The organism is Flavobacterium humidisoli, from assembly GCF_023272795.1.
Lineage (GTDB): Bacteria > Bacteroidota > Bacteroidia > Flavobacteriales > Flavobacteriaceae > Flavobacterium > Flavobacterium humidisoli.
Genome location: NZ_CP096829.1, coordinates 1922678 through 1947516, shown reverse-complemented (window position 1 = coordinate 1947516; position 24839 = coordinate 1922678). Strand labels below are relative to the sequence as shown.

The window sequence follows — 24839 nt, the reverse complement described above, 5'->3', positions numbered from 1 at the left end:
ATATTATTCAAACTTTCGCTTGACAAACCAAATTCCGTCTAGCGACAAATTGATTGATATTTTATGGTAATTTTCCTTGATTAAATCATTTGCAATTCGGCCTTTCTGTCCATAAGAATATGAAATATTAAGTGACGAAAATGTATTCTCGATTGGCAAGTTTAATCCAATAGAGATAGAAGCATTATTGACACGATGTTTATCTACTTCAAGATAACCATTGTCATAATTTACACCTGCAGAATACCCTACCCTATCCCAATATTTCCTAATATTCTTTTTAGCGTTATAGCTAATTCCGAGCGCAAAACGGTCTTGATTTACAAATTCTCCATAAAGTTCAGATTGCTTTGTGCTATCCCAGAAACTCTTCTCATAATCTAAAGTTAGATTCAAATTATTTTTAAATCGTTTACTGACTCCAAAACCTAGCTCTAAAGGCATGTAGTAATCGTCTGTATCTGTAGCTACATTGGTTTCTACAGCAGTCTCCACATCATCTGCAATACTTGCTACCGACTGCACTTTGGAAGCTTTTATCCTTGAAGGAACTTTAACTGTTGTTCCAATTGTAAAAGTGGAATCTATTTTGAATTGTCCCCCTAATGTTGCGCGTACACCACTGTAATCTGTCTTTTTATGTATGGTAGTAATGGCATTAGAAATCAAAAAAGCACGATCGTCTACTGTATTCCCAAAAAGAAAAGTTCCTGTCGCTCCCAATGTCAATTTTTTTCCAAATCTGTATCCGTATGAAAAATCCAAATTGTTTAAACCTCCAGATCCCTGCGCCGTCACATAATAATATTCCTGGCTATCGGCAATTGGAAGTTTTAAATTTGAAATCTTAAACACCGAACTAGAATACGGACGGAGTGCTAAACTAAAACCAGAATTTTTAGTAACCGGAAAAGCAAAAGCCAAATGAGAAAATTGAAAATTATTTCGTTTTTCTGTACGAGTACTGCTCTGATAGGTAGTCGCAATAGCTTTTCCTCCAATATCAAAAAGAAAGTGATTCTGATACATAAATCCTAAAGATGCTGGATTTAGATTATTGATAAAAGTATCGGAAGGTAAAGCAATTCCAGAACCACCAATTGAAGGCAGATTACCAAAATCTGAATCATACAAACTTCCGACACCATAAAGCGAATAGGGCGAACTTGAGATGCTTTGAGAAAAGGAAGTCAGCGACATTAAAAGGAAGCAACTCCATAAAACAATTTTATTTTTCATTTAGTAAGAGATGTAATAAATTTTGAGCTGAATTTTGTTGTCAATATGTTTTTGATTTCCCAAAACAATTCGATTAACCGATTTAGAAATCGAAGGTAATGTCAGAATAAGTGATGATCTAGAATCGGCTTGTTTAAGCATTTCTTTTTGAAGAAAAGCGCCAATCGGAATTGTATAGCCTAAATTTTCATTAAACTCGTCACTCTTTTTATTCAATATTCCATAGACAGTTGTCCCAGCAGAATTTACCAATGTCCCGCTTATTCGATTCAGATTATCTCCAACATAAACTGCCAAAGAATCTGCCAGAGGATATTTATCTGAATAAGAATTATTGATTGGCTTTACGAATAATTCGGCATTTACAATAGCACCGTTGGTTGAGATATTTTTAAACTGCTTAATATTCGGAAATTCAACTCTGCAAGCAACTCCTGTTCCTGACTGAATAAACCCTTGATTATTAGTCAGACTACTGGAGAGATTACTACTAGAAATGGGAAGATTCTGCAATAAGGTTCCGGTTTTATCTAAAGAGATAGAATTAAACTGTTTTGTTATGTCGATAATTGTAAAATCGAGAAAATAAGATATCTGATCTGCATCTCCTTTATATTTTGAATAATACAGTCGAATTTTACTTTTTCCTGCACTAAATCCGATTACACTAGAAGAATTGGATGTTTCTGGAACCAAAACAAGTCCTTTTAAGTATTCGGTAAAACTGTCTAAATCTGTAACTTCTCTCTTTTTAATTTTCTGAAAAAGAGCTTCTCCAAACTCATCATTCATTTTAATATTTATAGAGTCCTTTTGTGTTGGTCTTGGTATAAAAGACATCTTTCCCAAGCTTTCAGGGCTATAATTAAATGCAGAATTGTTGTAGAAATCACTTTCGCCAGTATTGGCCTTAATTTTTTGAAGCAAACGATGAATATCAAATGTTTGAACTTTTGTAGTATCTCCATAATAATATTTATCATATTTAAGAATCATCGAAATAGAATCGAAAACATAATTTACAGCATCAGTATCAGAACCTGAACTATTTAATGTATAAATACTGCTTGAAACCTGAAAATAGCTGTTTGATTTTACTTTCCCGAAAATAGGATCATCATAATTCCCAACCAAAATCCTGCTTGTACTTGAAGTTACCAACGAGTCAAAATTGATGGTTGACATTTCTACTGTCACAGTATCTATCATAATTACTTTATTGCTTAAAGCAAGATAATCTGAACCAACAGTAAATTCTCCAGTATCCGTATCTGTACCACATGAAAATAGGGTAAATACTAAAAGCAGTATCAATATAAACTTGTGCATAATTTAATTTTTGGACAAATATAAATTGCGCACTTTGGCAACACACTATAACATATACTACCGCGGTTTTTTAAGCTACAAATTGTACAAAACGATCTACAATCTAAATTCTCTTCTCAAATTTTAATTCGACCTTAAAAACAGCGATTTTGTCTATCAAAACACGTCATATATATATCTTCTTTTTTTTAAGGGCGTCATCCATCTAATTTTGAGCCAATAAAATAAATAATGAAAGTAAGGTTTTTAATTTGTTCTCTTTTTTTGATTTCATTTTTAGGTTTAAAAGCTCAGGAAAACTTTAGCGCTACGGTAAATTTTAAAACTGAGCCAACAGACAAGATAAATTTTAGCGAAACAGATGTTGCTGTTTTTTATCAGAAGAAACTAGGAACAAAAAGCAAAATAGCGAACACTTTAGAATATTCCAATTTGAAGGTGAATTACGAATTCAATCCCTATAATTTTTATGCGGATCAGGATAAATTCAATCAAGTTCAAAACAAATTCGAATATTCGTCTGAAATAACAGAAAAAACTAAATGGCAGCTTTCTCTTATTCCGACAGTAAATTTCCAGAGCAAACTGGATTTTTCAGACCTGACAGTCCTAGGAAGTTTGACAGTAAGCCAACAGTTGAGTTCAAAAATAAATTTAATTGTCGGAGCTGGCAGAACATCGATTTTTGGAGCGCCAAAAATAACGCCGATTGTGGCTTTTGATTATAAAATGAATGAACAAACCGATTTTAAAATCGGGTTTCCAGATTCGAGAATTTCTTATTCTAATAATGCTCGAAACCAATTCAGTCTGACAAATAGTTTTAATGGAAATTTTTATCATTTGGATGAAACAAATACAGATAATAATGCCGAAAAAGCAGTTTTATCGCAAATGACATCGGCTCTAGAATATGAAAGAAATGTTACTGGCAATTGGTTTTTAAATTTTAAAGCAGGTTACGATTTCAATAAAAAATACAATTTACTAGATAAAAGTGACCACAAAGTATATGACTACAATAGCGGAAATGGTTACGTTTTAGGAATAGGGATCAAATACAAACAATAAATATTAAATACACTATGATTAATCTAAAAAAAGGAATTTTATTCACCGCGCTTTTTTCAAGCCTCTTTTTGATAAGCTGCAGCAATGATAATGATGATGATGATTTGATGGGTAACTGGATTAAAAAATCTGCTTTTGACGGTCCTGCAAGATCTAGTGCTACAAGTTTCGTTATCGGAGATTTTGCTTACGTAGTTGGTGGCTATACTGGCGATGTTTATTTAAAAGATTTATGGGTTTATAACTCAAACGGAGATTACTGGGAGCAAAAAGCAGATTTTGGAGGTGTAGGAAGAAGTTCTGCGTCTAGTTTTGCATTAAATGAAAAAGGTTATGTTGGTCTTGGTTATGACGGAACAAACAAACTGAAAGACTTTTACCAATATGACCCTTCTGCAAATAGCTGGACACAAAAAACAGATTTTGCAGGAACAGCGCGTTACGCCGCTGTAGGATTTCAAGTTGGCGGTAAAGCCTATTTTGGAACAGGTTACGACGGAAACTATTTGAAAGATTTCTACCAGTACGATGATCAAGCAAATGCGTGGACTCTAGTAAACGGTTTTAGCGGTAACAAAAGACGAAATGCAACTGTTTTTACAATTGCAGACAAAGCATATTTAGTTACTGGTGTAAACAATGGTGTTTATCAGGAGGATTTCTGGGAATTTGATCCAGCGACAGATGTCTGGACAAGAAAAAGAGATGTTGACAAAGATACTGATGACGATTACAGCTACAATGATGATTATGCTATTGTACGTTCTAATGCTTCAAGCTTTTCTATGAATGGATTAGGATATATTATAGGTGGTGAAAACATAAAAACAGTTTGGGAGTACAATCCTTCAACTGATTTATGGACAGAAAGAACTCCAATGGAAGGCGCCACAAGAACAGATGCTGTTGGTTTCGCCATCAACAACCGCGGATTCTATATGTTAGGAAGAATTGGCTCTACTTATTTTGATGATGCTTGGGAATTTAGCCCATTAGACGAACAAAGCGACGATGATAATTAATATTAAACAATTCTTCTGGAGTAACATCCAGAAGAGTTTTGTAGTTTTTGCTGTTCTCTTTTTTATCGCTTGTGCGAAAAAAGAAACTTTAACAACGGCTTCTTTTAAAACAAACTCTGGTTGGGGATACACAATTGCCTATAAGGAAAAAATTTTAATTAAACAGTCTGTTATTCCCGTAATAAGCGCTACTAAAAGTTTTGAAACAGAAACCGATGCTCTAAAAGTTGCAGATCTTGTTAAGCAGAAACTCAAACAAAACTTATCTCCAACGGTAACCAAAAATGAATTAATTTTATTAAAAATAAAATTGTAAATGCAGATCGATACCATTAAAAATACAGGCTATAACAAAATATTATTCCATTCTATGATATGGATTTTCTTTATTTTAACTTCTTTGATTCAATTTTACGAAAGTCCGTTTAAGCTTGACAACGATTTTTACGCCCAATGGCTTTCTGGAATTTTATTGTTTTATCTGAACTATTTTTATTTGGTCCCAAATTATTTGTTACAAAAAAAATATTGGCTATATGGTATATTTGCTATTGGCCTGATAGCGCTATTTATGGTAATAAGATTTAATTATTTTGTTCCTGAATTTAGACATTTAAGACCCGAAAATATGATGCATGCTAAAACCATTATTCGGGACCCACATTTTTTTCCGAGAGATGGCAGAATGCATCACAGAATAGAAATGAGACAACCTCTTTTCTTTAAAATCGCCCCTTCATTTTTCTATATTCTGATTCTTACAGTCTCAGCAATTTTTAGAACATTAACTGAATTTTACAATAATCAGCAAAATAAACTGATTGCTGAAACGCATAGAACAAATACAGAATTGATTTATCTGCGTAAACAAACCAATCCGCATTTTTTATTCAATTCTTTAAACAGTATTTATTCTTTGGCACACAAAAAATCTGATTTGGTCCCTGATGCCATCGTGACCTTGTCTGAACTCATGCGCTACATGCTGTATGAGACAGATAACAAAACGGTGGCTTTAGAAAAAGAAATCAATTATATCCAAAATTATATAGAGTTACAAAAGCTGCGATTAAATAATATTGAAGACATTGTAATCAATGTGCATGGCGATACTAAAAATAAATTTATTGAGCCTTTGTTACTAATTTCTTTTGTCGAAAATGCTTTTAAGTATGGAACAGATTATAAAGGCGCGGCTCATGTAAAAATCAAAATTCTAATTACAGATCATAATTTGGATTTCTGGATTGAAAACACCATTGAGAATTACGTTAAAGATCCTGAAAACTCAGGAATCGGATTGGTAAATATTCAAAACCGCCTTGACCTTTTATACCCTAACGCACACGAACTAACCATTACTCAGGATAATGAATATTACCGAGTTCATTTGAATTTAAAGTTGGACGAAATTAAAACCGCAATACATTAAACAAAACTGATTATGGACAGAAAGAAATTTATCCGAAATGGCATTTTGGGCGTTGCATCATTGGTAACAGCTTCAAAATTTTTAGAATCCTGTTCTAAAAGCGACAATGACGAAACTGATACGAGCAATTCTGGAGACGGAAGCTGTACCGTTTCTCCTTCAGAAACAAAAGGTCCGTTCCCTATCAAAACGCCAAGTCAGCTGGTTTTAGAAAACATCAAATCTGATCGTGTTGGAATTGCACTATTGATTAATTTAAAAATCGAAAATAAAAACAACAATTGCGAACCTCTTTCGGGAGCTTTAGTTGATGTTTGGCATTGCGACAAAGACGGAAATTATTCTGAATACGGCGGCACGCAAATGCAGCAGACAGATTATACTTCTGTTCATTTCCTTAGAGGAAGACAAACTTCTAATGCCAGCGGAGAAGTTTCTTTTATTTCAATTTATCCTGGTTGGTATCAAGGAAGAGCTCCTCATGTGCATGTTGAAGTTTTATCAAGCACAGGAACTTCTTTATTGGTAACTCAAATTGCTTTTCCTGAAACCATATCAAGTGAAGTATATTCTAGCACCAATTATGCCGCGCATGGGCAGGCAGATACTGCAAATACAAAAGACAATGTTTTTGCTGATAGTTTAACCGACGAGCTCGCTACCATAACAGGTAATTTGACAGATGGTTTCACATTGACTAAAACTATAACTGTTAACGCATAATTTTGATCCGTTAACCTGTATTTTATGAAAATTTTAAAACTTAATTTACTGGTTTCAAACTACTTTTGAATGCGAAATAAACTTTAAAAAATTAATTCAGAAAAGATGAAATGTGTAATTATTGATGACGAACCTTTAGCTGTAGACTTATTACAGGATTTTGTCAAAAAAGTAGATGCTCTAGAGCTGGTAAGCACTTTCAATAATGCTATTGATGCTGTTTCATTTATCAATCAGAATAATGTTGACTTAGTTTTTCTAGACATCCAGATGCCTCATTTTTCTGGAATTGATTTTTTAAATACAATCGAAAAAAAACCTCTTGTTATTTTTACAACTGCTTATTCTGATTATGCTGTAGAAGGTTTTAATCTTGGCGCTGTCGATTATTTAGTAAAGCCAATTCCATTTCATCGCTTTTTGAAGGCAGTTGTAAGAGCACAACAGATCTTGCAGCCTGTAGCTAATACTGCAATTGCAGAAAACAATAATGCGCCCGAAATTGAACAGGATTTTATGTTTGTTAGGGCTGAATATGAAAATGTAAAATTGAATTTTACTGATATTCTTTTTATTGAAGGCCTAAAAGATTATGTCAAAATTTATACAACAGATAATAAATTTACACTGACATTAATTAGTCTAATAAAACTTGAAAATCTACTTTCAAGCAAGGGTTTTGCAAGAATTCATAGATCGTATATTATCAATATCAAACACGTAAAATCGATTCAGAAAAACAAGGTTTTAATAAGCGATAAAAGAATTCCAATCAGCGAAAGCTATAAAAATACTTTCTTCGAAAAAATCAACCTATAATTTTTTAAAATTCCAAAAAAGAAAATTCCAAATTCCGAGGCTCGATTTTTTGGAATTTGAAATTTTCTTTTTTTTGGATTTTGTTATGTTTATTTTTCTTCTTTAAACCAGCTAGAATACATAACATAGTTGTTTGAAATACGCCCTATTTCACCTGCAAAATCAGATTGATCGATGTCTTTTACTTTTTTGGCAGGAACTCCAGCATAAATACTTCCAGAAGTTACAACAGTATTCTGAGTTACAACGGCACCTGCAGCAACAATAGCATTGCTCTCTACCACACAATTATCCATTACAATTGCTCCCATTCCGATTAAAACATTATCATGAATAGTACAGCCATGCACAATTGCATTATGCCCAATTGAAACATTATTCCCTATAATTGTTGGATGTTTTTGATAAGTGCAGTGAATTACGGCACCATCCTGAATGTTAACCTTGTTTCCAATTTTAATGAAATGAACATCTCCTCTCACAACAGCATTAAACCAGACACTGCAAGATTCTCCAAAAGTAACATCTCCTACAATAGTTGCGTTTTCGGCAACATAACAATCCTCTGGAATAAGAGGTGATTTTCCGTTTACAGATTTAATAAGCATAATATAAATTTTAGTTCACCGCAGGACAATTACAGTCGTAACGTGCTTTTCTGCAGAATAAATTAACTCCTAAAGTAATTTGATGAAAACCGCCTGTATCAAACTTAACATCTCCCATTAACTGAGTATAGGTGTAAGCAAACATAAAGTTTTTGAAATTAACTCCAACAATCGGTGTAAAGTATTGTAATTTTTGAGAGGATACTCCAGTTCCCGAAATATATTGTGCGCCATCAAAACCTCTTCTATAAGATAAAGCCGCCCATAGACTTCCAAAATCCATGCTTTTGTAGGCTTTCATATTCAAATCGAGTGTTTTTGCTTTTGTCTGATCAAATAACTGGAAAAGAATAGAAGGCTCCCAAGTCCAACTGTTACTTTTTCCGAATACATAACCAGCGCTCAATAAAAACTTTCTAAGATTATCTGTTTCATAATCCGTATATAATTCTCTTCTAGTTTCTAACAATCCTTGAACTGTTGCGTGTGCATAGAAATCTAAATAATTATAAGACGCTCCAACGTCAAGATTGAAATAAGAATCTTTCTGAATTGACCCAAAAACAATTGGATCAAAAGTTCCGCCAAATTTTGTTTCGTCCAATTGGCTTTGTATTAAACCTCCGCTAATTCCAAAAGACAACTGATTTAAATCTAATTCGTCTCTTGAAAACATAATATGATGCGCGTAAGTCAATTTCACACCTTTTTGAGAATGATATCCGTTTTTATCATTAAAAAGAATTATACCAGCTCCAGAACGTTCTCCAATTCTTCCGTTAAAACTTAAAGTCTGCAAAGAAGGAGCTTCTTCTTCTCCAAACCATTGCTTTCTGGCGGTTAATCTTATTTTGGCACAATTAGCCGCGCCAGCCATAGAAGGATGAATTAAGTAATAATTATCAGACAAATAATCAGAATAAACAGGTAGTCCCTCTTGAGAGTAAGAATAAAAAGTAGTAATGAGAAAAATTAATAAAACCTTGATTTTAAATTCCATAAAGACAATTTTGTTTTCACATAATTTTCACTCTTGCAATTTAACACGATTTATTTGAAAAGAGTCTTAATTATTTTATTAAAAAATCAAATATAGCCATTAGTAGAAAATAACTTTAGTAAATTTGCAAAAAATATATTACCATGACTAAAATCACTATAAAAGAAACTCAAAATCCAACTATTTTAAAGTTCGAATTTGATGATTTCATTACTCAAAATCAAAACTTTGAGTTCAAAAATATTGATGAAGCGCAAGCTTCTCCTCTAGCACAGCAATTATTCTATTTACCGTTTGTTAAAACAGTTTATATCTCAGGAAATTTTATCGCTATCGAAAGATATAGCATTGTAGATTGGGATGATGTAAAAGACGCGGTTGCAGAGCAAATTAGTGCTTTTGTGGACAAAGGTGGCGTTATCATTAAAATTGACGAAACAAAAGCAAAAAAACAGCCTATTACAGTTTACGGAGAAACAACTCCAAACCCTTCTGCATTAAAATTTGTTGTAAGCAGAATGTTAACTCGCAATGCTGTGGAATATAAAAATATTGATCAGACTGCTTCTTCTCCACTGGCTCAGGAATTATTTAAATTTCCTTATGTGAAAGAAATTTTTATTGACGAAAATTATATTTCGGTAACCAAATATGAAATCAATAATTGGGACGAAATCACTTTAGAATTAAGAACTTTCATTAAACAATTTATTGAAAATGGAGGAACTGTTTTAGATGAAAGTTTAATCGAAACTAAAGTCAAAAATGAAGCAACAAAAGATGAAGCTTTTGATAAATTGGATGTTACTTCACAGCAAATCATCAATATTCTAGAAGAATATGTAAAACCAGCTGTAGCTGCTGATGGTGGAAACATTGCTTTTGAATCTTATAATGAGGAAGACAAAACAGTAAAAGTATTATTGCAAGGTGCTTGCAGCGGTTGTCCTTCATCTACATTTACTTTAAAAAGCGGTATCGAAAATATGTTGAAAAGCATGCTGAACGACGAAGCTATAAAAGTGGAAGCTGTTAATGCTTAATTTATTAAAAAACACCATAGAAAGCGCCTCAATGAGGCGCTTTTTTTATTATTAACCACTAGTTACCAATTATTTACCATTAAAAAACGAGTAATTCTATAAAATTAATTAATATTGTAATCTTAACCAATTAATTAACAACCATGGGATTATCTTCATTTTTTAAAAATTTATTTGGCTCAACCAAAGAGTCTGTAACTGAATTGGCCAACAATGCCGAAAGTACTTTTGAGCAAGCAAAAGAAGCTGCTGCGCCATACATCGAGAAAGCGGAAGCTTTTGCAGAAGAAACAATTGAAAAAGTAAAGGAAGTTTCGGAACCTATTATTGGCAACGCAGCAGAGTACGCTGAAAAAGCAAAAGATACTGTAAGCGAATATGCCGACAAAGCCGCTAAAGTAGTAAATGATGTAGTTGATTCTGTGAAAGAAAAAACGGCTTCTGCAGCTGTTAGCGATACGCCAGAAACTATTTCTGAAACCGTTATTGATGTAAGCGAAAAATCGGCCGCAGAAGTAGAGGAAATCGCCGATGAAGCAGCAGACAAGGCATAAACACACTTTTCTGATAATGTAAATATTTTTATATTTGCACCACTAATATACCTTCTCTTTTGAGAAGGTTTTTTTATTTCAAAATCATGAACATTAGCCCAGAACAAGTCAGTAAATACATTAGCCGATTTATTGATATTTTAGTTGATTATTCACCAAAACTGATTTCTGCCTTTTTAATCTTATTTGTTGGTTTGTATGCCATCAGATTGATTAATCGAATTATTAGAAAAGTAATGATTCAGCGAAATCTCGATCCAACATTAACAAAATTCTTAGCTGACATTTTATTATGGGCTTTAAGAATTTTATTATTTGTAACCTTTATTTCTAAATTAGGAATTGAAACTTCTTCATTCGTCGCCATTTTAGGAGCAATGGGACTTGCGGTTGGTTTATCCTTACAAGGATCACTTTCTAATTTTGCTGGCGGAATGCTTATTATTGTTTTTAAACCATTTAAAGTTGGAGATACAATAGAAGCACAAGGCATTATTGCAACAGTTCTTGAAATTCAGATTTTTGTAACAAAAATGCTTACTGGAAATAACCAAACGGTTTTTGTTCCAAATGGTGCTTTATCCAACGGAAACATCATTAATTACTCTATGCAGGGAGAACGAAGAGCCGATTTGACTTTCTCTATTTCGTATGATTCTGATATCAAAAAAGCAAAAGAAATTCTTATAGATGTTTTAAATAAAAATCCTAACGTATTAAAGAAGCCTGCACCAGAAGTTTTTGTAAAAAATCTATCGGCAAGTTCTATTGATTTTGCGGTTCGACCATGGGCAAAAAATGCCAACTACGGAGCTGTTTTTTCTGAAACTTTAGAGAATTGTAAAATCGCTTTGGATGAAGCTGGAATCGCAATTCAGCCATATACTATTCAGAAATAATTATTGTTTTTTTGGAGGAGCAATCATAAAATCTTTTAAATAATAAGGTTCAAAATAAGCGACATCTACAGTGTCGCTTTTTTGATACTTATCAAAACTGATTTTACTCATTGCTTGCGCTGAAGGATATTTTACATTTTCTAAAAACACAAAATTGTCTTTAGTCAAAACAGGTTTACATTTATCAGCACAATCGCCAACAAAATAAAGTTTATCTGTATATTCTTGAAATGAATTTTCGTCAATAATTTCAGCTTGGATTGCTCTTTCAACTGTCAAATCTGAGTTAAAAATAGCGCTGTAAACTTCCATACGGCGAGCATCTAACATGGGTATAATTTTTCCGTCTGTTACTCCCGCCTGAGAAGCTAGAGTCTGTAAAGTATCTACAGCAATTAACGGAATATTTAAAGCATAACATAACCCTTTTGCTGCCGAAACACCAATTCTTAAACCAGTGTAAGATCCCGGACCTTGGCTAACTGCAACAGCATTTAAATCCTTCGCCGAAATTCCTGCTTTTGCTATTACTTCTTCAATAAAAACATGAAGTTTTTCGGCATGCGAATAGCCTTCATCTGCCAATTCATTGCAAACAATAGTATGACCATCTTTTGCAATAGATACAGAACAGTTTTTAGTAGCCGTTTCGATATTGAGAATAAAAGACAAAATATGTAGTTTTAAAAATTAATTATTGATGTCAGGTTGAGCAAAGTTGCAGACTTTCTAGCATTAGCCTTCAACTTTGCTCAGGATGACAATATGCTTATATTGTTATTTTTTTGGATCCTCAGCTTTCTTAAGCTTTACCTTGTCTCCAGAATTAAGATCTTTAGAAACTGTTGTGTATGGCCCTGTAATGACAACATCTCCAGGTTTAAGACCAGACATAACTTCAATATTCGTATCGTCCTGAATTCCAGTTTTAATAACTCTAATCTTAGCCTTATCTCCAACTTTCACAAAAACACATTCGAATTTTTTATCATTTTTTGGAGCTGGTTTTTTATCTTCATTTGGATCTTCAACCTTAAAATCTTTTACAGCAGTAGTATCCGACTTTACCACAACAGAACTAATTGGCACCGCCAAAACATTATTTTTTGTTGTCGTAATAATATCAACAGTAGCAGTCATTCCTGGTCTAAAAGGAGAATATGTGCTTGGTTTTCCTTCTAATAAACCTTGATAAGAATCTTTCAGAATACGAACTTTAACTTTAAAATTCGTTACCTGATCTGAAGTTAATGTTGTACTAGCAGAATTAGAAATACTGGTTACAATTCCCTTAAATTTCTTTTTTAAGTAAGCATCTACTTCAACATTTGCTTCGTCTCCAATCTTAATTTTTACAATGTCATTTTCATTTACATCAACTTCAACCTCCATATTGTTTAGGTTTGCCACGCGCAAAAGCTCCGTTCCGGCCATTTGCTGTGTTCCTAAAACTCTTTCTCCCAATTCTACATTTAATACAGAAATGGTTCCATCTGCAGGAGAATAAATTGTGGTACGTCCTAAATTGTCTTTGGCTTCGGTAACAGATGCCGAAGCACTTTGAACATTGTAATAAGCGCTTTGTTTTGTTGCTTTGGCCACTTCAAAAGAAGAAATGGCTTTATCCCAATCTGATTTTGAGATTACACCTTTATCATACAATATTTTATTACGCTCATAATTTCCTTTTGCCTCTTTAAAACTTGCGTCAGACTGAGTTAGACTTGCTTTTGTTCCAGCTAAATTTGCAACAGATCTTTCTAATCCAGAGGTATATAAATCAGGATTTATTTTTACTAATAAATCTCCTTTTTTAACCACTTGCCCTTCTTTTACATTTAATGAAATAATCTCGCCCGACACCATCGAAGCAATTTTAATTTCAATTTCAGGCTGAATTTTACCTGTTGCAGAAACAGTTTCAACAATTGTTGAAGCTGTTACTTTTGCAATTTCCACTTCTTTTCCTTCGTCCTTATTCCCTATTACTCCAGCCTTAGAAAGACCGACCAAAGCTACAATAATAACTACTGCACCACCTAATAAGAAATAAACAGTTTTTTTTGACATAATGAATTATTTTGTAATAATTGGAACAATTGGAATTCCGAAATAAAACTCTAATATTTTAATTTTAAACATGTAATCATATTTTGTTCGAATAACATCAGACTGTGCATTAGTCAATAATGTTTGAGCTTGAGTGAAATCAAATGAATTCATTAAACCAACATCATATTTTTCTTTTGCATAATTGTAAGCCTGCTGTCTCGCCTCTAAAGTTACAGTAGAAGATTCATATGTATTTAAAGCTCCTCTTGCATCTGTAAAAGCGGTGTAAACGTTACGTTGCAAATCTAAACTTTTTTGTTCTAAATCTATTTTAGATTTTTCTAAACTTACTTTATTACGTTCTACATTATTCTTAACTGAGAAACCATTGAAAATAGGAACATTTAACTGTAAACCAAAATTATGTCCTTTATTATCGCTAAACTGCTGGAATATAGGGTCTGGACCTACAGTATACGGATTACCGTTTGCATCCAACCTAACTTGATCGCTATAACTTGCTCTAGTATTAAACCCATAGAAACCAGAAAGTGTTGGCTGATAAGCTCCTTTGGCTATAGAAACATTTTTCTCAGCAATCTCCAAATTGGTCTGTGCTAATTTCAACTCTGTTCTAGTTTCTTTTGCTTTATTATAAATTTCAATTGGACTCTGAGCTAGGATATTATTTTCATCCGCTACATTAGTATCGTCAACTACATCAAAATCTGCAAACTCTTTTAATTGTAAAAGCTGAGCCAAACTCAATTTAGAAATCAGTAAATTATTTTCAGAAACCGCAATATTTTGTTTGTCTGTTGCTACAGTAGCTTTCAAATCGAACAAATCTCCACGCGGAATAGTTCCTGCATTTACCATTTCTTCAGAACGTGCATATCGTTTTTCATCAATTAACAACTGCTCCTTTTTAACCTTTAAATCTTCTTTATTAGATAAAATTTGCAAAAAGGCACTAGCGACATTCAACGAAATATCTTCTTGCATTTTTAACAGCTGATAATGCGAGGCAATGATACTTAATTTTGCCTTTCTCATCGTGTTTTGATTCTGAAGTCCTTTGTAGATGTCAACTCCAGCGTTTATCCCAACTGAAGAATATTGTGTAGTTTGGTTACGTAAAATACCTGTTGTAACATCCTGGTTCAAACCGATATTCCAAGAGTGAGAAGCATTTCCATTTACAGAAGGAAGATAATTTCCTAAAGCTCCTCTTTTATCGATTTCAGCATTTTTTACATCTAATTCAGATAGTTTTACTGTGATATTATTCTCGAGTGCATATCTCACACACTCTTCCAAAGTCCATTGTTTTGATTGCGCCTGCCCAGTTAATCCGAATCCGAATAACACTGCAAAAAACAGACTATTATATTTATTTATTTTCATATACTTTTAATGAAGGCGCAGTAAACCGAACTACGCAAATTTAACATTTTTAAAACCAAAAAGATCCTTAACCTTTCAAATTAGCTTATTTTTTTTCTTTGTCCCCTTCGTTAATCAAGCCCTGATTCCAGATTTTAATTTTATCTGTATCGCTTATACCGCTTTTAACTTGAACGTAGATTCCGTCGCTAACTCCAAGAACCAAATCCCTTCTTTGAAATTTCTGTGGAGCATTTTCGACTTCTACATAAGGCTTTTGTGTTTTTTTGTCAAATTGAACCAATGATTCTTTTATTGCCAAAACTTTCTCTGCTTTCTCCAAAATAATAGAAGCATTGGCACTTAAACCAGCTCTAATAAAAGTATCGTCTCTGTTGATCATTTGTGCTTTTATTTCAAATTGAATTGCGCCATTTTCTGTAACTCCTTTTGGAGCAATATAGTTTAAAACTGCATCAAATTTTTTGTTTTCGATAGCCCCAATTGTAATCTCGATTGGCATTTTTTCTTTAATTTTTCCAACTTCAGATTCATCAATTTTTCCTATAAAAATCATTCTTCCAACATCGGCAACACTAGCAATAGTAGTTCCTTCATTAAAGTTATTACTTTCGATAACTTGATTACCTACTTTTACCGGAACGTCTAGTACCATTCCGTTCACTGTAGAACGAATTAATGTATTAGCATAATTTCCTAAAGATGAAGTTGTTCCTGTTTTAACAATATCCAAACCTTGTTTTGCAGCCAGATAATTTTGTTTTGCCTGATTGTAAGCCAGCTGTGCAGCATCATAATCATTTGCAGAAATTACATCTTTCTCAAATAATGTTTTCTGTCTTTTATAGATTTTTTCCTGATTATCTAATGCTATTTTAGCAGTCTGTACTTGATTCTGAGAGCTACTTACATTCGAAACGTTTGCTACAACTCTAATCTTAGCAATCATATCGCCAGCTTTGATTTTTTCACCAGCTTTGATGTACACTTCTTCAATAATACCTGAAATATTTGGTTTGATTAAAACTTCTTCGTCAGGCTGAATATTTCCTGTCGCAATAGTATTTTTTACGATAGTTTTTATTTCTGCTTTTTCCGTTTTAAATACAATCGGTGATTCTTGGTTTTTAGCGTACAAATAGTAAAGCGCGCCAAAAAAAACAACTGCAATAAATATTAAAATGGTTACGGTTACTCCTTTTTTCATTTGTTCTTGGTTTAATCGATTTATTTTGATTGATAATTTATTCTGTCCTTAATGCATCTACGGGTTTCACATTGATGGCGGTCTGTGCGGGGATAAATCCAGCGAGCAAACCAGATCCGACCAATATAATTAATGCAACAAATACAACTCCCAAATCTACAGTTGGATTCGCAAACATGGTATTTTCTCCCTGAGGCATTGAATCTAATGCCATATTTAAAAGTGCTATAATTCCTGTTGCAACAGCAATTCCGAGCATACCCGAAATAATCGTCAAAAATATAGACTCAGACAATATCTGCCCTCTAATTGCTCCAGGAGTAGCGCCTAAAGCTCTTCTAATTCCTATTTCTTTTGTACGTTCCTTCACCACAATCAGCATGATATTCGAAATTCCGATTACTCCCGAAATCAAAACTAATGTTCCTACGAAATACGCAATTACTTTTAAAATATTAAACAAGCTTTGCACTTTATTAAACTGCTCGTATAAGTCAAAATTTCCAACTGCTCTGTCGTCTGTCGGATTTATAGAATGCAATGCTTTTATAATCTCTAAAATTTTAGGCTTTAAATCGGTTATAGAAGTTTCATCTTTTGCCGTTAGTGCCATCCATCCCACTTTATCTCCATAATTGAAGGCCTGCTGAAAAGTTGTAAAAGGAATAAAAATATTCTTTTGTTCCTGTTCTGCATTTCCTCCCTGCTGTTTGGATTTATAAACTCCAACAACCATGAAATTAATGCTGTTAATTTTTATATAGGTTCCAACCGCTTCCTCTTCTTTACCATAAAGCTCACTGATAACTCCTTTACCAATTACGCAAACTTTTCTTTTCTGCTCAATATCCTGCTGATTTACAAATCTTCCTTTAATAATATCCATCGGCTGTTGTTTAATCAGCTCTGGGTAATCTCCATAAATTGTAAATGCAGAAGTTTTTGTGCCTCTTACAACGTTATTGGTTCCGTTAAAATCACCTAATTGATTTCTAGGAGAAACATATAATAAATCTGGCAATGCAGCTTTTAAAGCTGTTACATCACTATTTCTAAAGTCATAACGTCTTGTTTTTGGCAAACCTTTATAAGCCTTAGAGGTAGTCTGACTCCACATAAACATGGTATTGGTCGCGATTCCATCAAAACCTTTTTTGATACCATTTTCCAAACCATTACCTGCAGCAAGTAAAATTACCAAGATAAAAATTCCCCAAAAAACACCAAAAGCTGTCAGGATAGTCCTGAAAGGATTGGCGGTTAAGGCCTGTAAAATCTCGTCCCAATTATCTTTTTTAAACATAATTATTCGTCTCTAAGTGCTACAATAGGTTTAATTTTGGCTGCTCTGTAGGCTGGGAAAAATCCTGCCATTGCTCCGGCAAAAACAAGTAATACCAAAGTAGTTAAAGCTACACTAAAATCTACTTCAGGATTTCTGAAATACTCACTCTGAACCATCGGACCAACAAATTCCAATAAAGCAAGACTTGCCAATAACCCAACAAAACCTGCAATGGTAGTAATGAAAATTGATTCATGAAGAATCATAGTGATAATAGAAAAAGGCGAAGCTCCCAGTGCTTTTCTAATCCCGATTTCTTTTGTACGTTCTTTTACAATAATAAGCATGATATTACTTACTCCGACAACTCCTGCTATAATGGTACATATACCAACCCACCAGAAAAAGAGTCTGATATATAAATTTAAATCGTAAAACTGTTTAGCATCTTTAACCGAATTATAAACTCCTACACCACCATCATCTTCAGGAGCTACTACGTTTTTACTTTTTAATAAGTTTTTTAAATCTTGGGTAAACTTTTCTGATTGAGCCAATGCTTCATCATAATTGCTTGTCTTTTTTAGGGTAAAAAACAAGTTGCTAATTTTATCGCCACCACCAAATGTTTTCTGAACTGTAGTTAAGGGCAAATAAGCACGAGTTTCTTCTCTTTCTCCTCCCGGATCTGTAAAGACTCCAACTACTTTAAAGTTAATGTTGTTAATTAGGATTTCTTCTCCTATTGCCTCTTTATCCTTAAGCAAATCGGTTTTCAATTTCATTCCGATAACAGCTACTTTTGCATTACTTTCTAAATCCTTCGCATTTACATAACGGCCTTGAACTATGGTTAAATTCTCGATTCCGCCATAATCTGGATTTACGCCTCTAAATTGATAATTACCCGATTCTTTCCCATAAGCAAAAGACTGCCCCCAGTAATTATTTGTTGAAGCTCTCAAATCTAATTTATCTTCGAATTTCTGTACCGATTGATTGTAATCGCTATTGCGAAATTGAATTTGTCTCCCCGGATTTAATCCTTTATATTCTTTAGTAGTAGTTCCAGACCAAACCTCTATAATTCCAGCCGCATCACGTTCGAATTGTTTTTCAATTCCGTTCTGAAGACCTTTTCCTGCACCAAGCAAGATTACCAAAATAAAGATTCCTGAGGCTACAGAGACTCCCGTTAAGAATGTTCTTAAACGGTTTTTAGAAATGGCTTCAAATATTTCCTGCCAACGTTCAATATTAAACATAAGACGAAGCTCTAACTTGTTCTACTTTTTTATCATCGATAATTAATCCATCTTTTAGGACAACATTTCTTTTGCACATTGCTGCAATATCAGGTTCGTGTGTAACAATCAAAATTGTTTTCCCCTCGTCATTAATTCCTTGAATAAGCTCCATAACTTCATAAGAGGTTTTGGTGTCAAGAGCTCCCGTTGGTTCATCGGCAAGCAATACTTTCGGATTCGAAGCTAATGCTCTTGCAATAGCAACACGTTGTTTTTGACCTCCAGAAAGTTCATTTGGCAAGTGATGAACATGAGAACCCAAACCTACTTTCTCCAAATACTTCATTGCTATCTCGTAACGTTCCTTCCTTTTGACGCCTTGATAATACAATGGCATCGCAACATTGTCTAATGCCGTTTTGTAATTTATTAAGTTAAAAGACTGAAAAACAAAACCTAAAAATTTGTTACGATATTTTGAAGCAATTGTTTCGTTTAATTTTTTAATTGGCGTTTTATCTAAAATATAACTTCCTGAATCGGCTTCATCCAAAATTCCTAAAATATTAAGAAGTGTTGATTTACCCGAACCAGACGACCCCATGATTGCAACCAATTCCCCTTCTTCTATATTAAAATTAATTCCTTTTAATACATGTAATTGCGAACTTCCCATTTTATAGGATTTGTGTAAATCTTTAATTTCAATCATGGTATTGTTAAATTTTTTAGACAATAATAACGTATTTATTAAGTAATTTATGATAATAAAAAGTTAATAATTATGTTACCTATTTTTCTATTAGACTACCTTTTTTAGTTATTGTTACACTTTTTTCAGAAAATATGATTGTTTTTGTAATTTTACCTTGTCTAAAAATTCATATTAAAATGAAGCTTACTTCTATTATTACAATGTTTTCGGCGCTTGCCGTATTAACAAGCTGTTCTTCTACTTCAAAATTAGAGACATTAAAACCTGAACCCGATGATGCTAGCCCGCTAGTTTATGATAGCAGCCCGTCATTTATCAACCTTCCGATTACGATCAAATTAAGTGATATCGAAAATCAGACAAACACTCTCCTTAATGGATTGATTTATGAGGATAATAACATCCAAGATGATGATATTGAAATGAAAATCTGGAAACAGGCTCCGATCAAAATTCAAAATGATCCATCAAATCCGAATAAAAGAATTAGAACGATTTTACCGCTTAAAGCGAATATCAAATATCGAATCGGAACAAAAAAAATGGGGATAGAGCTGTACGACGTTAGAGAATTTAACTTAAACGGAGTTATAACTTTATCTAGTGAAACCACTCTTACCAATTGGAAACTAACAACAAAAACAGAGTTTAAGTCTCTAAATTGGAACGAAAGTCCAACAATGACTGTATTTGGCAAAAACATGCCGATTACTTACTTAATAAATCCAGCTATTTCTATTTTTAAAAACCAGCTGGAAAAAGAAATCGATGGAGCAATTGAAAAATCAATGGATTTTAAACCAAACGTTCTTCAGGCTGTCGAAAAAATCTCTACTCCTTTTCAAATGAGTGATACATACGAAAGCTGGTTGCGAATTGTTCCTATCGAAATTTACTCTACAAACGCAAAACTAAAAAACGATTCTTTCTTACTTGATATGGGAATGAAATGCAATATGGAAACCATAGTTGGAAAACAGCCAGAATCAAAATATAATGCTAACAAAATTGCTCTAAAACCTGTTGCTAAAATCCCAAATCAGATTTCTGCTAATATTGCAGCCATTTCGAGCTATATAGATGCATCAAAGATTATGACCAAGAATTTTGCAGATCAGGAGTTTGGTTCTGGAAGCAAAAAAGTAACCGTAAAAAATGTTTCAATTTGGCATAAAGACGGCAAAATGGTCATTGCTTTAGACGTTTTAGGATCTATTAACGGAACCCTTTATTTAAATGGATTTCCTTCATACAATGCACAAACAAAAGAGATTTATTTTGAAAAGCTAGATTACGTCTTAGATACCAAAAGCAAATTGATGCGTACAGCAAATTGGCTGGCACAAGGATATATTCTAAGAAAAATGGAAGAAAGTTGCCGCTATTCCATTCAACCAAATTTGGAAGAAGGCAAAAAAAGCATGGCAGGTTACTTAAAAAACTATTCGCCGATGCCTGGAGTATTTGTTAACGGAAAAATGGAAGATATTCAGTTTGACAAAATACAGTTAACCAATCAGGCCATTATAGCCTTTATCAAAATAAACGGAACGGTAAATGTCTCAGTAAACGGATTGAAATAAAAAAAGAAAAAGCAGTGTAATTACACTGCTTTTTTCTTTTTAGAATACATTCGATAAATCAAATATCCCATTATTAATACAAGTAAATAAGGAATTACCATTAAGTAAACAATTCCATCATTTACAGCTTCAGCCTTTTTGGTATTAGAATCTCCTCCTAAAGCCGCACGACACATTGCACATTGCGCATTAGCAGAAATTCCAATTAGAAAAAAACAAACTCCAAAAAAAAGAGCTTGAAATTTGGATTTCACGATTTGAAAATTATTTTTTTTAGTGTACATAATATGGAGAAATCATTAAGTAAACCACCACTCCCGTTACTGCTACATATAACCAAAGAGGGAAAGTAATTTTAGCTATTTTTCTATGTCTGTCAAAACGTTTTGCAAGCGCTCTCACATAAGTAATCAAAACAAGTGGAATAATAGCAATTGACAATAAAATATGCGTTACAAGAATAAAGAAATACACATAACGCAATACTCCCTCTCCTCCGTATTTTGTAGAATCTGAAGTCATATGATACGCTACGTACATAACCAAAAATGCAACCGACAATGCAATAGCAAAAGTCATTAATCTTTCGTGTAATTTTTGATTTCCTCTCTTAATTGCCATAACAGCCAAAACTAACACAACAGCAGTAATACCATTTGTAGTTGCATAAATTGGAGGTAGAAATGATAAAGGTTCTACATTAAAACCAAAATCTTTTAATTTAACGCCAAATAAAATTGCCACGACAACTGGAATTACAATTGAAACTGCAATAATGAACTTGTTATATTTTTTCTCTAAAGTATTATCTTCCATTTTTATTCTTCTAATAAAATTTTAATGTCTTGCTGAATATCTCTAACCCCTTTTTTATCTAAACCATCATAATAAATATTCGGATTTCCGAATTCGTCTTTTCTACAACGAATGTTTCCATCTTTATCAATTAAAGCAAACAGACCAGAATGCTCAAATCCACCGCTTACTTTATCATTTTCTCCTGCATAAAGATTAAATCCTTTATTAGACAAATCCATAATTACGCTTCTGTCTCCAGTTAGGAAATTCCAGTTTGAAGATTTTACACCTAACAATTTAGCATGGTCTTTCAAAACTTGTGGAGTATCATGTTTCGGATCGATTGTAATAGAAACAATTCCAAAGTTCGGATTCCCGAAAAAAGTTTTTTCAATCTCCAGCATGCTCATGTTCATCTTTGGACAAATTGAAGGACAAGTTGTAAAGAAGAATTCCAAAACATACACTTTTCCTTTATAACTTTCATTCGAAATCTTCACATTGTCTTGATTTGTCAATTCGAATTTTGGAGCTGGTCCAATTGTCAAAAGCTTACCATCTTTTGAAGATTTAGTCTCAACATTATCCAAACGGTTTCCTTTTACAACGTCACCGTTTTTAACTCGATCGACAATTTTAGGAATAGCATAGATCCCAAAAATTAGAATCACAAAAGAGATTCCGATATATGATTTGTTCTTAAACATTATAAATGATTTTTTAAAGTTGCTTTGTAGCGTTATGATTCTTCTTTAATGCTGCGCGATATTCGTAAAGAATAATCTTGAAGTCATCAAGCATTTCATTACTCAACTCAGACGGATGAAAAGTATCATAACCTTCTTTATATTCCTTCTGGTCTTTTCTACCTCTCAGATTACGTTCTTTATCGACTATATAAACATTAGAAGTTCCAAGGTTTTCATTCAGTTTTTCTTTTAAATGAAGTCCGTCATAAAATTTTTGGATTTCTTCTTTTGAAGCAAAAACAAAATTCCAATTCTTAACATCTGTAAAAGGAGATAAAGCATCAACAATTTTTTGAGCTTCTTTTTCAGTTCCTGTTGGACACAACACTACAAACTGAAGATCTTCAAAACCGTTATAACGTTTGTAGATCTTTTCATTTAGATTAAAATAATTACCTCTATTTTCTAGAATATTTGTACCGGCAAAACCTAGCACAGTAATCTTTTTATCAAGGGAGATTTTTTTTCCGTTTAATGAATTCCAGTTTCCAAAGTCGGCCACTTTTGGTGTTATCACAGGAAGAGTCGTAAAACTATTTACACCAGAAGCAAAAAACAAATACGCTACAATTGGCAATACAAAAAGTACAAAGAGAACTATATTTTTTTTCATTGTATTAACGGAAATTATTGAGGTACAAAAATAAAAAAATCCCGATGTTATCGGGACTCTTTTCGAATTAATATCATGTTAAAAATTCCATTTAATAGTAGAATCTTTAAAAACCCCATAAATATAATGTCCTTCTGTCAATAGAATAAACAATAAATATAAAACTAGGAAGATAACAGGAGAAACTACAGACCATCTAAGGCTGCTTTTTTCACCTTCCATGTGCATAAATGCCCATACAATATAATATGCTTTGAATATTGTAAGGATATAGAAAATCCAGTTTAACAAATTCAAACCAATAAAATGAGTAAATTCTAATGACGCAGGTTTGTAGATACCCAAAATAACTTCAACTGTAGTTACTACTGAAAGTAATGCGAAAACAAACCAGATTCTTTTTGTATTTGATACGTGCTCGTGTGACATAATAATTAAATTCTAAAATTAAACTAGGTAGAAAACTGTAAATACAAATACCCAAACTAAATCTACGAAGTGCCAATATAAACCAACTTTTTCTACCATTTCGTAGCTTCTTCTCTTCTCGTAAGTACCTAATAATACATTAAAGAAAATAATGATATTAATAATAACTCCAGAGAATACGTGGAATCCGTGGAAACCTGTAATAAAGAAGAAGAAATCAGCAAATAATTTATTACCGTACTCGTTTCTAATCAAGTTAGCACCTTCTACTACATATTTAGCGTTAGCTAAATGTTTTTCAGATTCTTCTCTTGATAAAACAGTCTTTTTCTTTTTATCTGTAAGTTTTTCTGTTCTGATTAAGATTTCTGGATGCGCTTTAAATCCAGCTTGCACTTCAGCAACTGTGTAAGTTGGAAGAGACTGAGCGTCTTCCATAAACCAAGTTGAATGGCTTCTTGTTAAAGCTTCTCTTTGTTCTGGCAATTTAACAGCAAAATCAGCTAAAGCTACTCTTTTACCATCTTTATCCACAAATTGAAGCAAACTTCCTCCAACTGTTTCAACCGCACCATATTCTCCTTTAATGAAGTTTTTCCATTCCCAAGCTTGAGAACCAACGAAAATTAAACCTCCAATAATAGTTAAGAACATATAGATTGCAACTTTTGTCTTTTTCAATTGGTGTCCTGCATCAACAGCTAGTACCATTGTTACAGAAGAAAAGATCAAAATAAAAGTCATTAATGCTACATAATACATTGGAGCCGCAACACCATGCATAAATGGGAAGTGAGTGAACACTTCATCAGCCAAAGGCCAAGTTTCAATAAATTTGAATCTAGAAAAACCATAAGCTCCTAGAAATCCAGAGAATGTTAAGGCATCTGATACGATAAAAAACCACATCATCATTTTACCATAACTTGCTCCTAAAGGCTCATTGTGACCGCCTCCCCAAGTTTTTTCGTCGTTGTTTGCAGTAGTAACTGTCGCTCCCATAAAAGATATTCGT

General features: G+C 33.1%; 27 protein-coding genes. 10 read left to right on the top strand and 17 right to left on the bottom strand.

Annotation, left to right across the window (positions count from 1 at the left end; all coding sequences use genetic code 11):
* Nucleotides 1–3: 3 nt before the first annotated feature.
* Nucleotides 4–1239 (bottom strand): BamG family beta-barrel-assembly machinery protein, encoded by a 1236-nt coding sequence (bamG, locus tag M0M44_RS08695; protein WP_248729401.1) that lies wholly within the window; start codon nt 1237–1239, stop codon nt 4–6.
* Nucleotides 1240–2568, bottom strand: coding sequence for a DUF4270 family protein (locus M0M44_RS08690; RefSeq protein ID WP_248729400.1), 1329 nt, complete (start codon nt 2566–2568; stop codon nt 1240–1242).
* Nucleotides 2569–2799: 231 nt separating this feature from the next.
* On the opposite strand from M0M44_RS08690, the gene M0M44_RS08685 reads away from it, so the two are divergent.
* From M0M44_RS08685 to M0M44_RS08660, 6 genes are all read left to right on the top strand, one after another.
* The gene (locus M0M44_RS08685; RefSeq protein ID WP_248729399.1) at nt 2800–3639 is read left to right on the top strand and encodes a DUF6268 family outer membrane beta-barrel protein; all 840 of its coding nucleotides are present in this window, start codon (nt 2800–2802) and stop codon (nt 3637–3639) included.
* Nucleotides 3640–3653: 14 nt separating this feature from the next.
* Entirely contained in the window at nt 3654–4661 is a 1008-nt protein-coding gene (locus M0M44_RS08680; RefSeq protein WP_248729398.1) for a Kelch repeat-containing protein, read from the top strand.
* Nucleotides 4651–4977, top strand: a complete 327-nt coding sequence (locus M0M44_RS08675) for a DUF4907 domain-containing protein (RefSeq protein ID WP_248729397.1) — start codon at nt 4651–4653, stop codon at nt 4975–4977. The genes M0M44_RS08680 and M0M44_RS08675 overlap by 11 nt, the downstream gene beginning before the upstream one ends.
* Nucleotides 4978–6093 (top strand): sensor histidine kinase, encoded by a 1116-nt coding sequence (locus tag M0M44_RS08670; RefSeq protein WP_248729396.1) that lies wholly within the window; start codon nt 4978–4980, stop codon nt 6091–6093.
* Between the two features lie 12 nt (nt 6094–6105).
* The gene (locus tag M0M44_RS08665; RefSeq protein WP_248729395.1) at nt 6106–6816 is read left to right on the top strand and encodes a dioxygenase family protein; all 711 of its coding nucleotides are present in this window, start codon (nt 6106–6108) and stop codon (nt 6814–6816) included.
* Nucleotides 6817–6921: 105 nt separating this feature from the next.
* Nucleotides 6922–7635, top strand: a complete 714-nt coding sequence (locus tag M0M44_RS08660) for a LytR/AlgR family response regulator transcription factor (protein WP_248729394.1) — start codon at nt 6922–6924, stop codon at nt 7633–7635.
* A gap of 89 nt (nt 7636–7724) precedes the next feature.
* Here M0M44_RS08660 and M0M44_RS08655 read toward each other — a convergent pair whose 3' ends face one another.
* Nucleotides 7725–8243 (bottom strand): gamma carbonic anhydrase family protein, encoded by a 519-nt coding sequence (locus tag M0M44_RS08655; protein ID WP_095927892.1) that lies wholly within the window; start codon nt 8241–8243, stop codon nt 7725–7727.
* A 10-nt stretch (nt 8244–8253) separates the two neighbouring features.
* Nucleotides 8254–9243 carry a PorP/SprF family type IX secretion system membrane protein gene (locus M0M44_RS08650; protein WP_248729393.1) on the bottom strand — a complete coding sequence of 330 codons (990 nt, stop codon included), beginning with the start codon at nt 9241–9243 and terminating at the stop codon, nt 8254–8256.
* Between the two features lie 143 nt (nt 9244–9386).
* Here M0M44_RS08650 and M0M44_RS08645 point away from each other — a divergent pair, with 143 nt between their 5' ends.
* The 3 genes from M0M44_RS08645 to M0M44_RS08635 all read left to right on the top strand — a co-directional run bounded on the left by M0M44_RS08645 (nt 9387) and on the right by M0M44_RS08635 (nt 11739).
* Nucleotides 9387–10286: a NifU family protein gene (locus tag M0M44_RS08645; protein ID WP_248729392.1), complete on the top strand. Its 900-nt coding sequence runs from the start codon at nt 9387–9389 to the stop codon at nt 10284–10286.
* Nucleotides 10287–10429: 143 nt separating this feature from the next.
* Nucleotides 10430–10840 carry a YtxH domain-containing protein gene (locus tag M0M44_RS08640; protein WP_248729391.1) on the top strand — a complete coding sequence of 137 codons (411 nt, stop codon included), beginning with the start codon at nt 10430–10432 and terminating at the stop codon, nt 10838–10840.
* An 86-nt stretch (nt 10841–10926) separates the two neighbouring features.
* The gene (locus M0M44_RS08635; RefSeq protein ID WP_248729390.1) at nt 10927–11739 is read left to right on the top strand and encodes a mechanosensitive ion channel family protein; all 813 of its coding nucleotides are present in this window, start codon (nt 10927–10929) and stop codon (nt 11737–11739) included.
* Here the strand turns inward: M0M44_RS08635 and tsaB are convergent, their stop codons facing one another.
* The 7 genes from tsaB to M0M44_RS08600 all read right to left on the bottom strand — a co-directional run bounded on the left by tsaB (nt 11740) and on the right by M0M44_RS08600 (nt 19649).
* Nucleotides 11740–12411, bottom strand: a complete 672-nt coding sequence (tsaB, locus tag M0M44_RS08630; protein ID WP_248729389.1) for a tRNA (adenosine(37)-N6)-threonylcarbamoyltransferase complex dimerization subunit type 1 TsaB — start codon at nt 12409–12411, stop codon at nt 11740–11742.
* Between the two features lie 105 nt (nt 12412–12516).
* Nucleotides 12517–13809: an efflux RND transporter periplasmic adaptor subunit gene (locus M0M44_RS08625; RefSeq protein ID WP_248729388.1), complete on the bottom strand. Its 1293-nt coding sequence runs from the start codon at nt 13807–13809 to the stop codon at nt 12517–12519.
* A 6-nt stretch (nt 13810–13815) separates the two neighbouring features.
* Complete coding sequence (locus M0M44_RS08620) at nt 13816–15198, bottom strand: TolC family protein (RefSeq protein WP_248729387.1); 1383 nt, start codon at nt 15196–15198, stop codon at nt 13816–13818.
* An 85-nt stretch (nt 15199–15283) separates the two neighbouring features.
* Nucleotides 15284–16405 carry an efflux RND transporter periplasmic adaptor subunit gene (locus tag M0M44_RS08615; protein WP_095927900.1) on the bottom strand — a complete coding sequence of 374 codons (1122 nt, stop codon included), beginning with the start codon at nt 16403–16405 and terminating at the stop codon, nt 15284–15286.
* Nucleotides 16406–16442: 37 nt separating this feature from the next.
* The gene (locus tag M0M44_RS08610; protein WP_248729386.1) at nt 16443–17708 is read right to left on the bottom strand and encodes an ABC transporter permease; all 1266 of its coding nucleotides are present in this window, start codon (nt 17706–17708) and stop codon (nt 16443–16445) included.
* A gap of 2 nt (nt 17709–17710) precedes the next feature.
* Nucleotides 17711–18955 carry an ABC transporter permease gene (locus M0M44_RS08605; protein ID WP_248729385.1) on the bottom strand — a complete coding sequence of 415 codons (1245 nt, stop codon included), beginning with the start codon at nt 18953–18955 and terminating at the stop codon, nt 17711–17713.
* Nucleotides 18948–19649, bottom strand: coding sequence for an ABC transporter ATP-binding protein (locus tag M0M44_RS08600; RefSeq protein WP_201998576.1), 702 nt, complete (start codon nt 19647–19649; stop codon nt 18948–18950). The genes M0M44_RS08605 and M0M44_RS08600 overlap by 8 nt, the downstream gene beginning before the upstream one ends.
* Before the next feature lie 179 nt (nt 19650–19828).
* Here M0M44_RS08600 and M0M44_RS08595 point away from each other — a divergent pair, with 179 nt between their 5' ends.
* Nucleotides 19829–21235: a DUF4403 family protein gene (locus tag M0M44_RS08595; RefSeq protein WP_248729384.1), complete on the top strand. Its 1407-nt coding sequence runs from the start codon at nt 19829–19831 to the stop codon at nt 21233–21235.
* A gap of 20 nt (nt 21236–21255) precedes the next feature.
* Here M0M44_RS08595 and M0M44_RS08590 read toward each other — a convergent pair whose 3' ends face one another.
* The 6 genes from M0M44_RS08590 to M0M44_RS08565 form a co-directional block, all read right to left on the bottom strand.
* Nucleotides 21256–21519: a hypothetical protein gene (locus M0M44_RS08590; RefSeq protein ID WP_248729383.1), complete on the bottom strand. Its 264-nt coding sequence runs from the start codon at nt 21517–21519 to the stop codon at nt 21256–21258.
* Nucleotides 21509–22051: a DUF420 domain-containing protein gene (locus M0M44_RS08585; RefSeq protein ID WP_248729382.1), complete on the bottom strand. Its 543-nt coding sequence runs from the start codon at nt 22049–22051 to the stop codon at nt 21509–21511. The genes M0M44_RS08590 and M0M44_RS08585 overlap by 11 nt, the downstream gene beginning before the upstream one ends.
* 2 nt (nt 22052–22053) lie before the next feature.
* Nucleotides 22054–22740: an SCO family protein gene (locus M0M44_RS08580; protein WP_248729381.1), complete on the bottom strand. Its 687-nt coding sequence runs from the start codon at nt 22738–22740 to the stop codon at nt 22054–22056.
* Nucleotides 22741–22753: 13 nt separating this feature from the next.
* Nucleotides 22754–23395, bottom strand: coding sequence for a hypothetical protein (locus M0M44_RS08575; RefSeq protein ID WP_248729380.1), 642 nt, complete (start codon nt 23393–23395; stop codon nt 22754–22756).
* A 78-nt stretch (nt 23396–23473) separates the two neighbouring features.
* Nucleotides 23474–23824 (bottom strand): cytochrome C oxidase subunit IV family protein, encoded by a 351-nt coding sequence (locus M0M44_RS08570; RefSeq protein ID WP_095927907.1) that lies wholly within the window; start codon nt 23822–23824, stop codon nt 23474–23476.
* An 18-nt stretch (nt 23825–23842) separates the two neighbouring features.
* The gene (locus M0M44_RS08565) at nt 23843–24826 is read right to left on the bottom strand and encodes a cytochrome c oxidase subunit 3 (RefSeq protein WP_248729379.1); all 984 of its coding nucleotides are present in this window, start codon (nt 24824–24826) and stop codon (nt 23843–23845) included.
* Nucleotides 24827–24839: the final 13 nt, after the last annotated feature.

Bases quoted from the DNA above. Each gene is read 5' to 3' on its own strand.
- M0M44_RS08570 (WP_095927907.1), bottom strand. From the start codon at position 23,824: ATGTCACACGAGCACGTATCAAATACAAAAAGAATCTGGTTTGTTTTC.
- M0M44_RS08575 (WP_248729380.1), bottom strand. From the start codon at position 23,395: ATGAAAAAAAATATAGTTCTCTTTGTACTTTTTGTATTGCCAATTGTA.
- M0M44_RS08675 (WP_248729397.1), top strand. From the start codon at position 4,651: ATGATAATTAATATTAAACAATTCTTCTGGAGTAACATCCAGAAGAGT.
- M0M44_RS08590 (WP_248729383.1), bottom strand. From the start codon at position 21,519: ATGTACACTAAAAAAAATAATTTTCAAATCGTGAAATCCAAATTTCAA.
- M0M44_RS08605 (WP_248729385.1), bottom strand. From the start codon at position 18,955: ATGTTTAATATTGAACGTTGGCAGGAAATATTTGAAGCCATTTCTAAA.
- M0M44_RS08650 (WP_248729393.1), bottom strand. From the start codon at position 9,243: ATGGAATTTAAAATCAAGGTTTTATTAATTTTTCTCATTACTACTTTT.
- M0M44_RS08620 (WP_248729387.1), bottom strand. From the start codon at position 15,198: ATGAAAATAAATAAATATAATAGTCTGTTTTTTGCAGTGTTATTCGGA.
- M0M44_RS08615 (WP_095927900.1), bottom strand. From the start codon at position 16,405: ATGAAAAAAGGAGTAACCGTAACCATTTTAATATTTATTGCAGTTGTT.
- M0M44_RS08660 (WP_248729394.1), top strand. From the start codon at position 6,922: ATGAAATGTGTAATTATTGATGACGAACCTTTAGCTGTAGACTTATTA.
- M0M44_RS08600 (WP_201998576.1), bottom strand. From the start codon at position 19,649: ATGATTGAAATTAAAGATTTACACAAATCCTATAAAATGGGAAGTTCG.
- M0M44_RS08565 (WP_248729379.1), bottom strand. From the start codon at position 24,826: ATGGGAGCGACAGTTACTACTGCAAACAACGACGAAAAAACTTGGGGA.
- M0M44_RS08665 (WP_248729395.1), top strand. From the start codon at position 6,106: ATGGACAGAAAGAAATTTATCCGAAATGGCATTTTGGGCGTTGCATCA.
- M0M44_RS08690 (WP_248729400.1), bottom strand. From the start codon at position 2,568: ATGCACAAGTTTATATTGATACTGCTTTTAGTATTTACCCTATTTTCA.
- M0M44_RS08585 (WP_248729382.1), bottom strand. From the start codon at position 22,051: ATGGAAGATAATACTTTAGAGAAAAAATATAACAAGTTCATTATTGCA.
- M0M44_RS08680 (WP_248729398.1), top strand. From the start codon at position 3,654: ATGATTAATCTAAAAAAAGGAATTTTATTCACCGCGCTTTTTTCAAGC.
- M0M44_RS08685 (WP_248729399.1), top strand. From the start codon at position 2,800: ATGAAAGTAAGGTTTTTAATTTGTTCTCTTTTTTTGATTTCATTTTTA.
- M0M44_RS08595 (WP_248729384.1), top strand. From the start codon at position 19,829: ATGAAGCTTACTTCTATTATTACAATGTTTTCGGCGCTTGCCGTATTA.
- M0M44_RS08625 (WP_248729388.1), bottom strand. From the start codon at position 13,809: ATGTCAAAAAAAACTGTTTATTTCTTATTAGGTGGTGCAGTAGTTATT.
- bamG (WP_248729401.1), bottom strand. From the start codon at position 1,239: ATGAAAAATAAAATTGTTTTATGGAGTTGCTTCCTTTTAATGTCGCTG.
- M0M44_RS08645 (WP_248729392.1), top strand. From the start codon at position 9,387: ATGACTAAAATCACTATAAAAGAAACTCAAAATCCAACTATTTTAAAG.
- M0M44_RS08640 (WP_248729391.1), top strand. From the start codon at position 10,430: ATGGGATTATCTTCATTTTTTAAAAATTTATTTGGCTCAACCAAAGAG.
- M0M44_RS08610 (WP_248729386.1), bottom strand. From the start codon at position 17,708: ATGTTTAAAAAAGATAATTGGGACGAGATTTTACAGGCCTTAACCGCC.
- M0M44_RS08655 (WP_095927892.1), bottom strand. From the start codon at position 8,243: ATGCTTATTAAATCTGTAAACGGAAAATCACCTCTTATTCCAGAGGAT.
- M0M44_RS08670 (WP_248729396.1), top strand. From the start codon at position 4,978: ATGCAGATCGATACCATTAAAAATACAGGCTATAACAAAATATTATTC.
- M0M44_RS08580 (WP_248729381.1), bottom strand. From the start codon at position 22,740: ATGTTTAAGAACAAATCATATATCGGAATCTCTTTTGTGATTCTAATT.
- M0M44_RS08635 (WP_248729390.1), top strand. From the start codon at position 10,927: ATGAACATTAGCCCAGAACAAGTCAGTAAATACATTAGCCGATTTATT.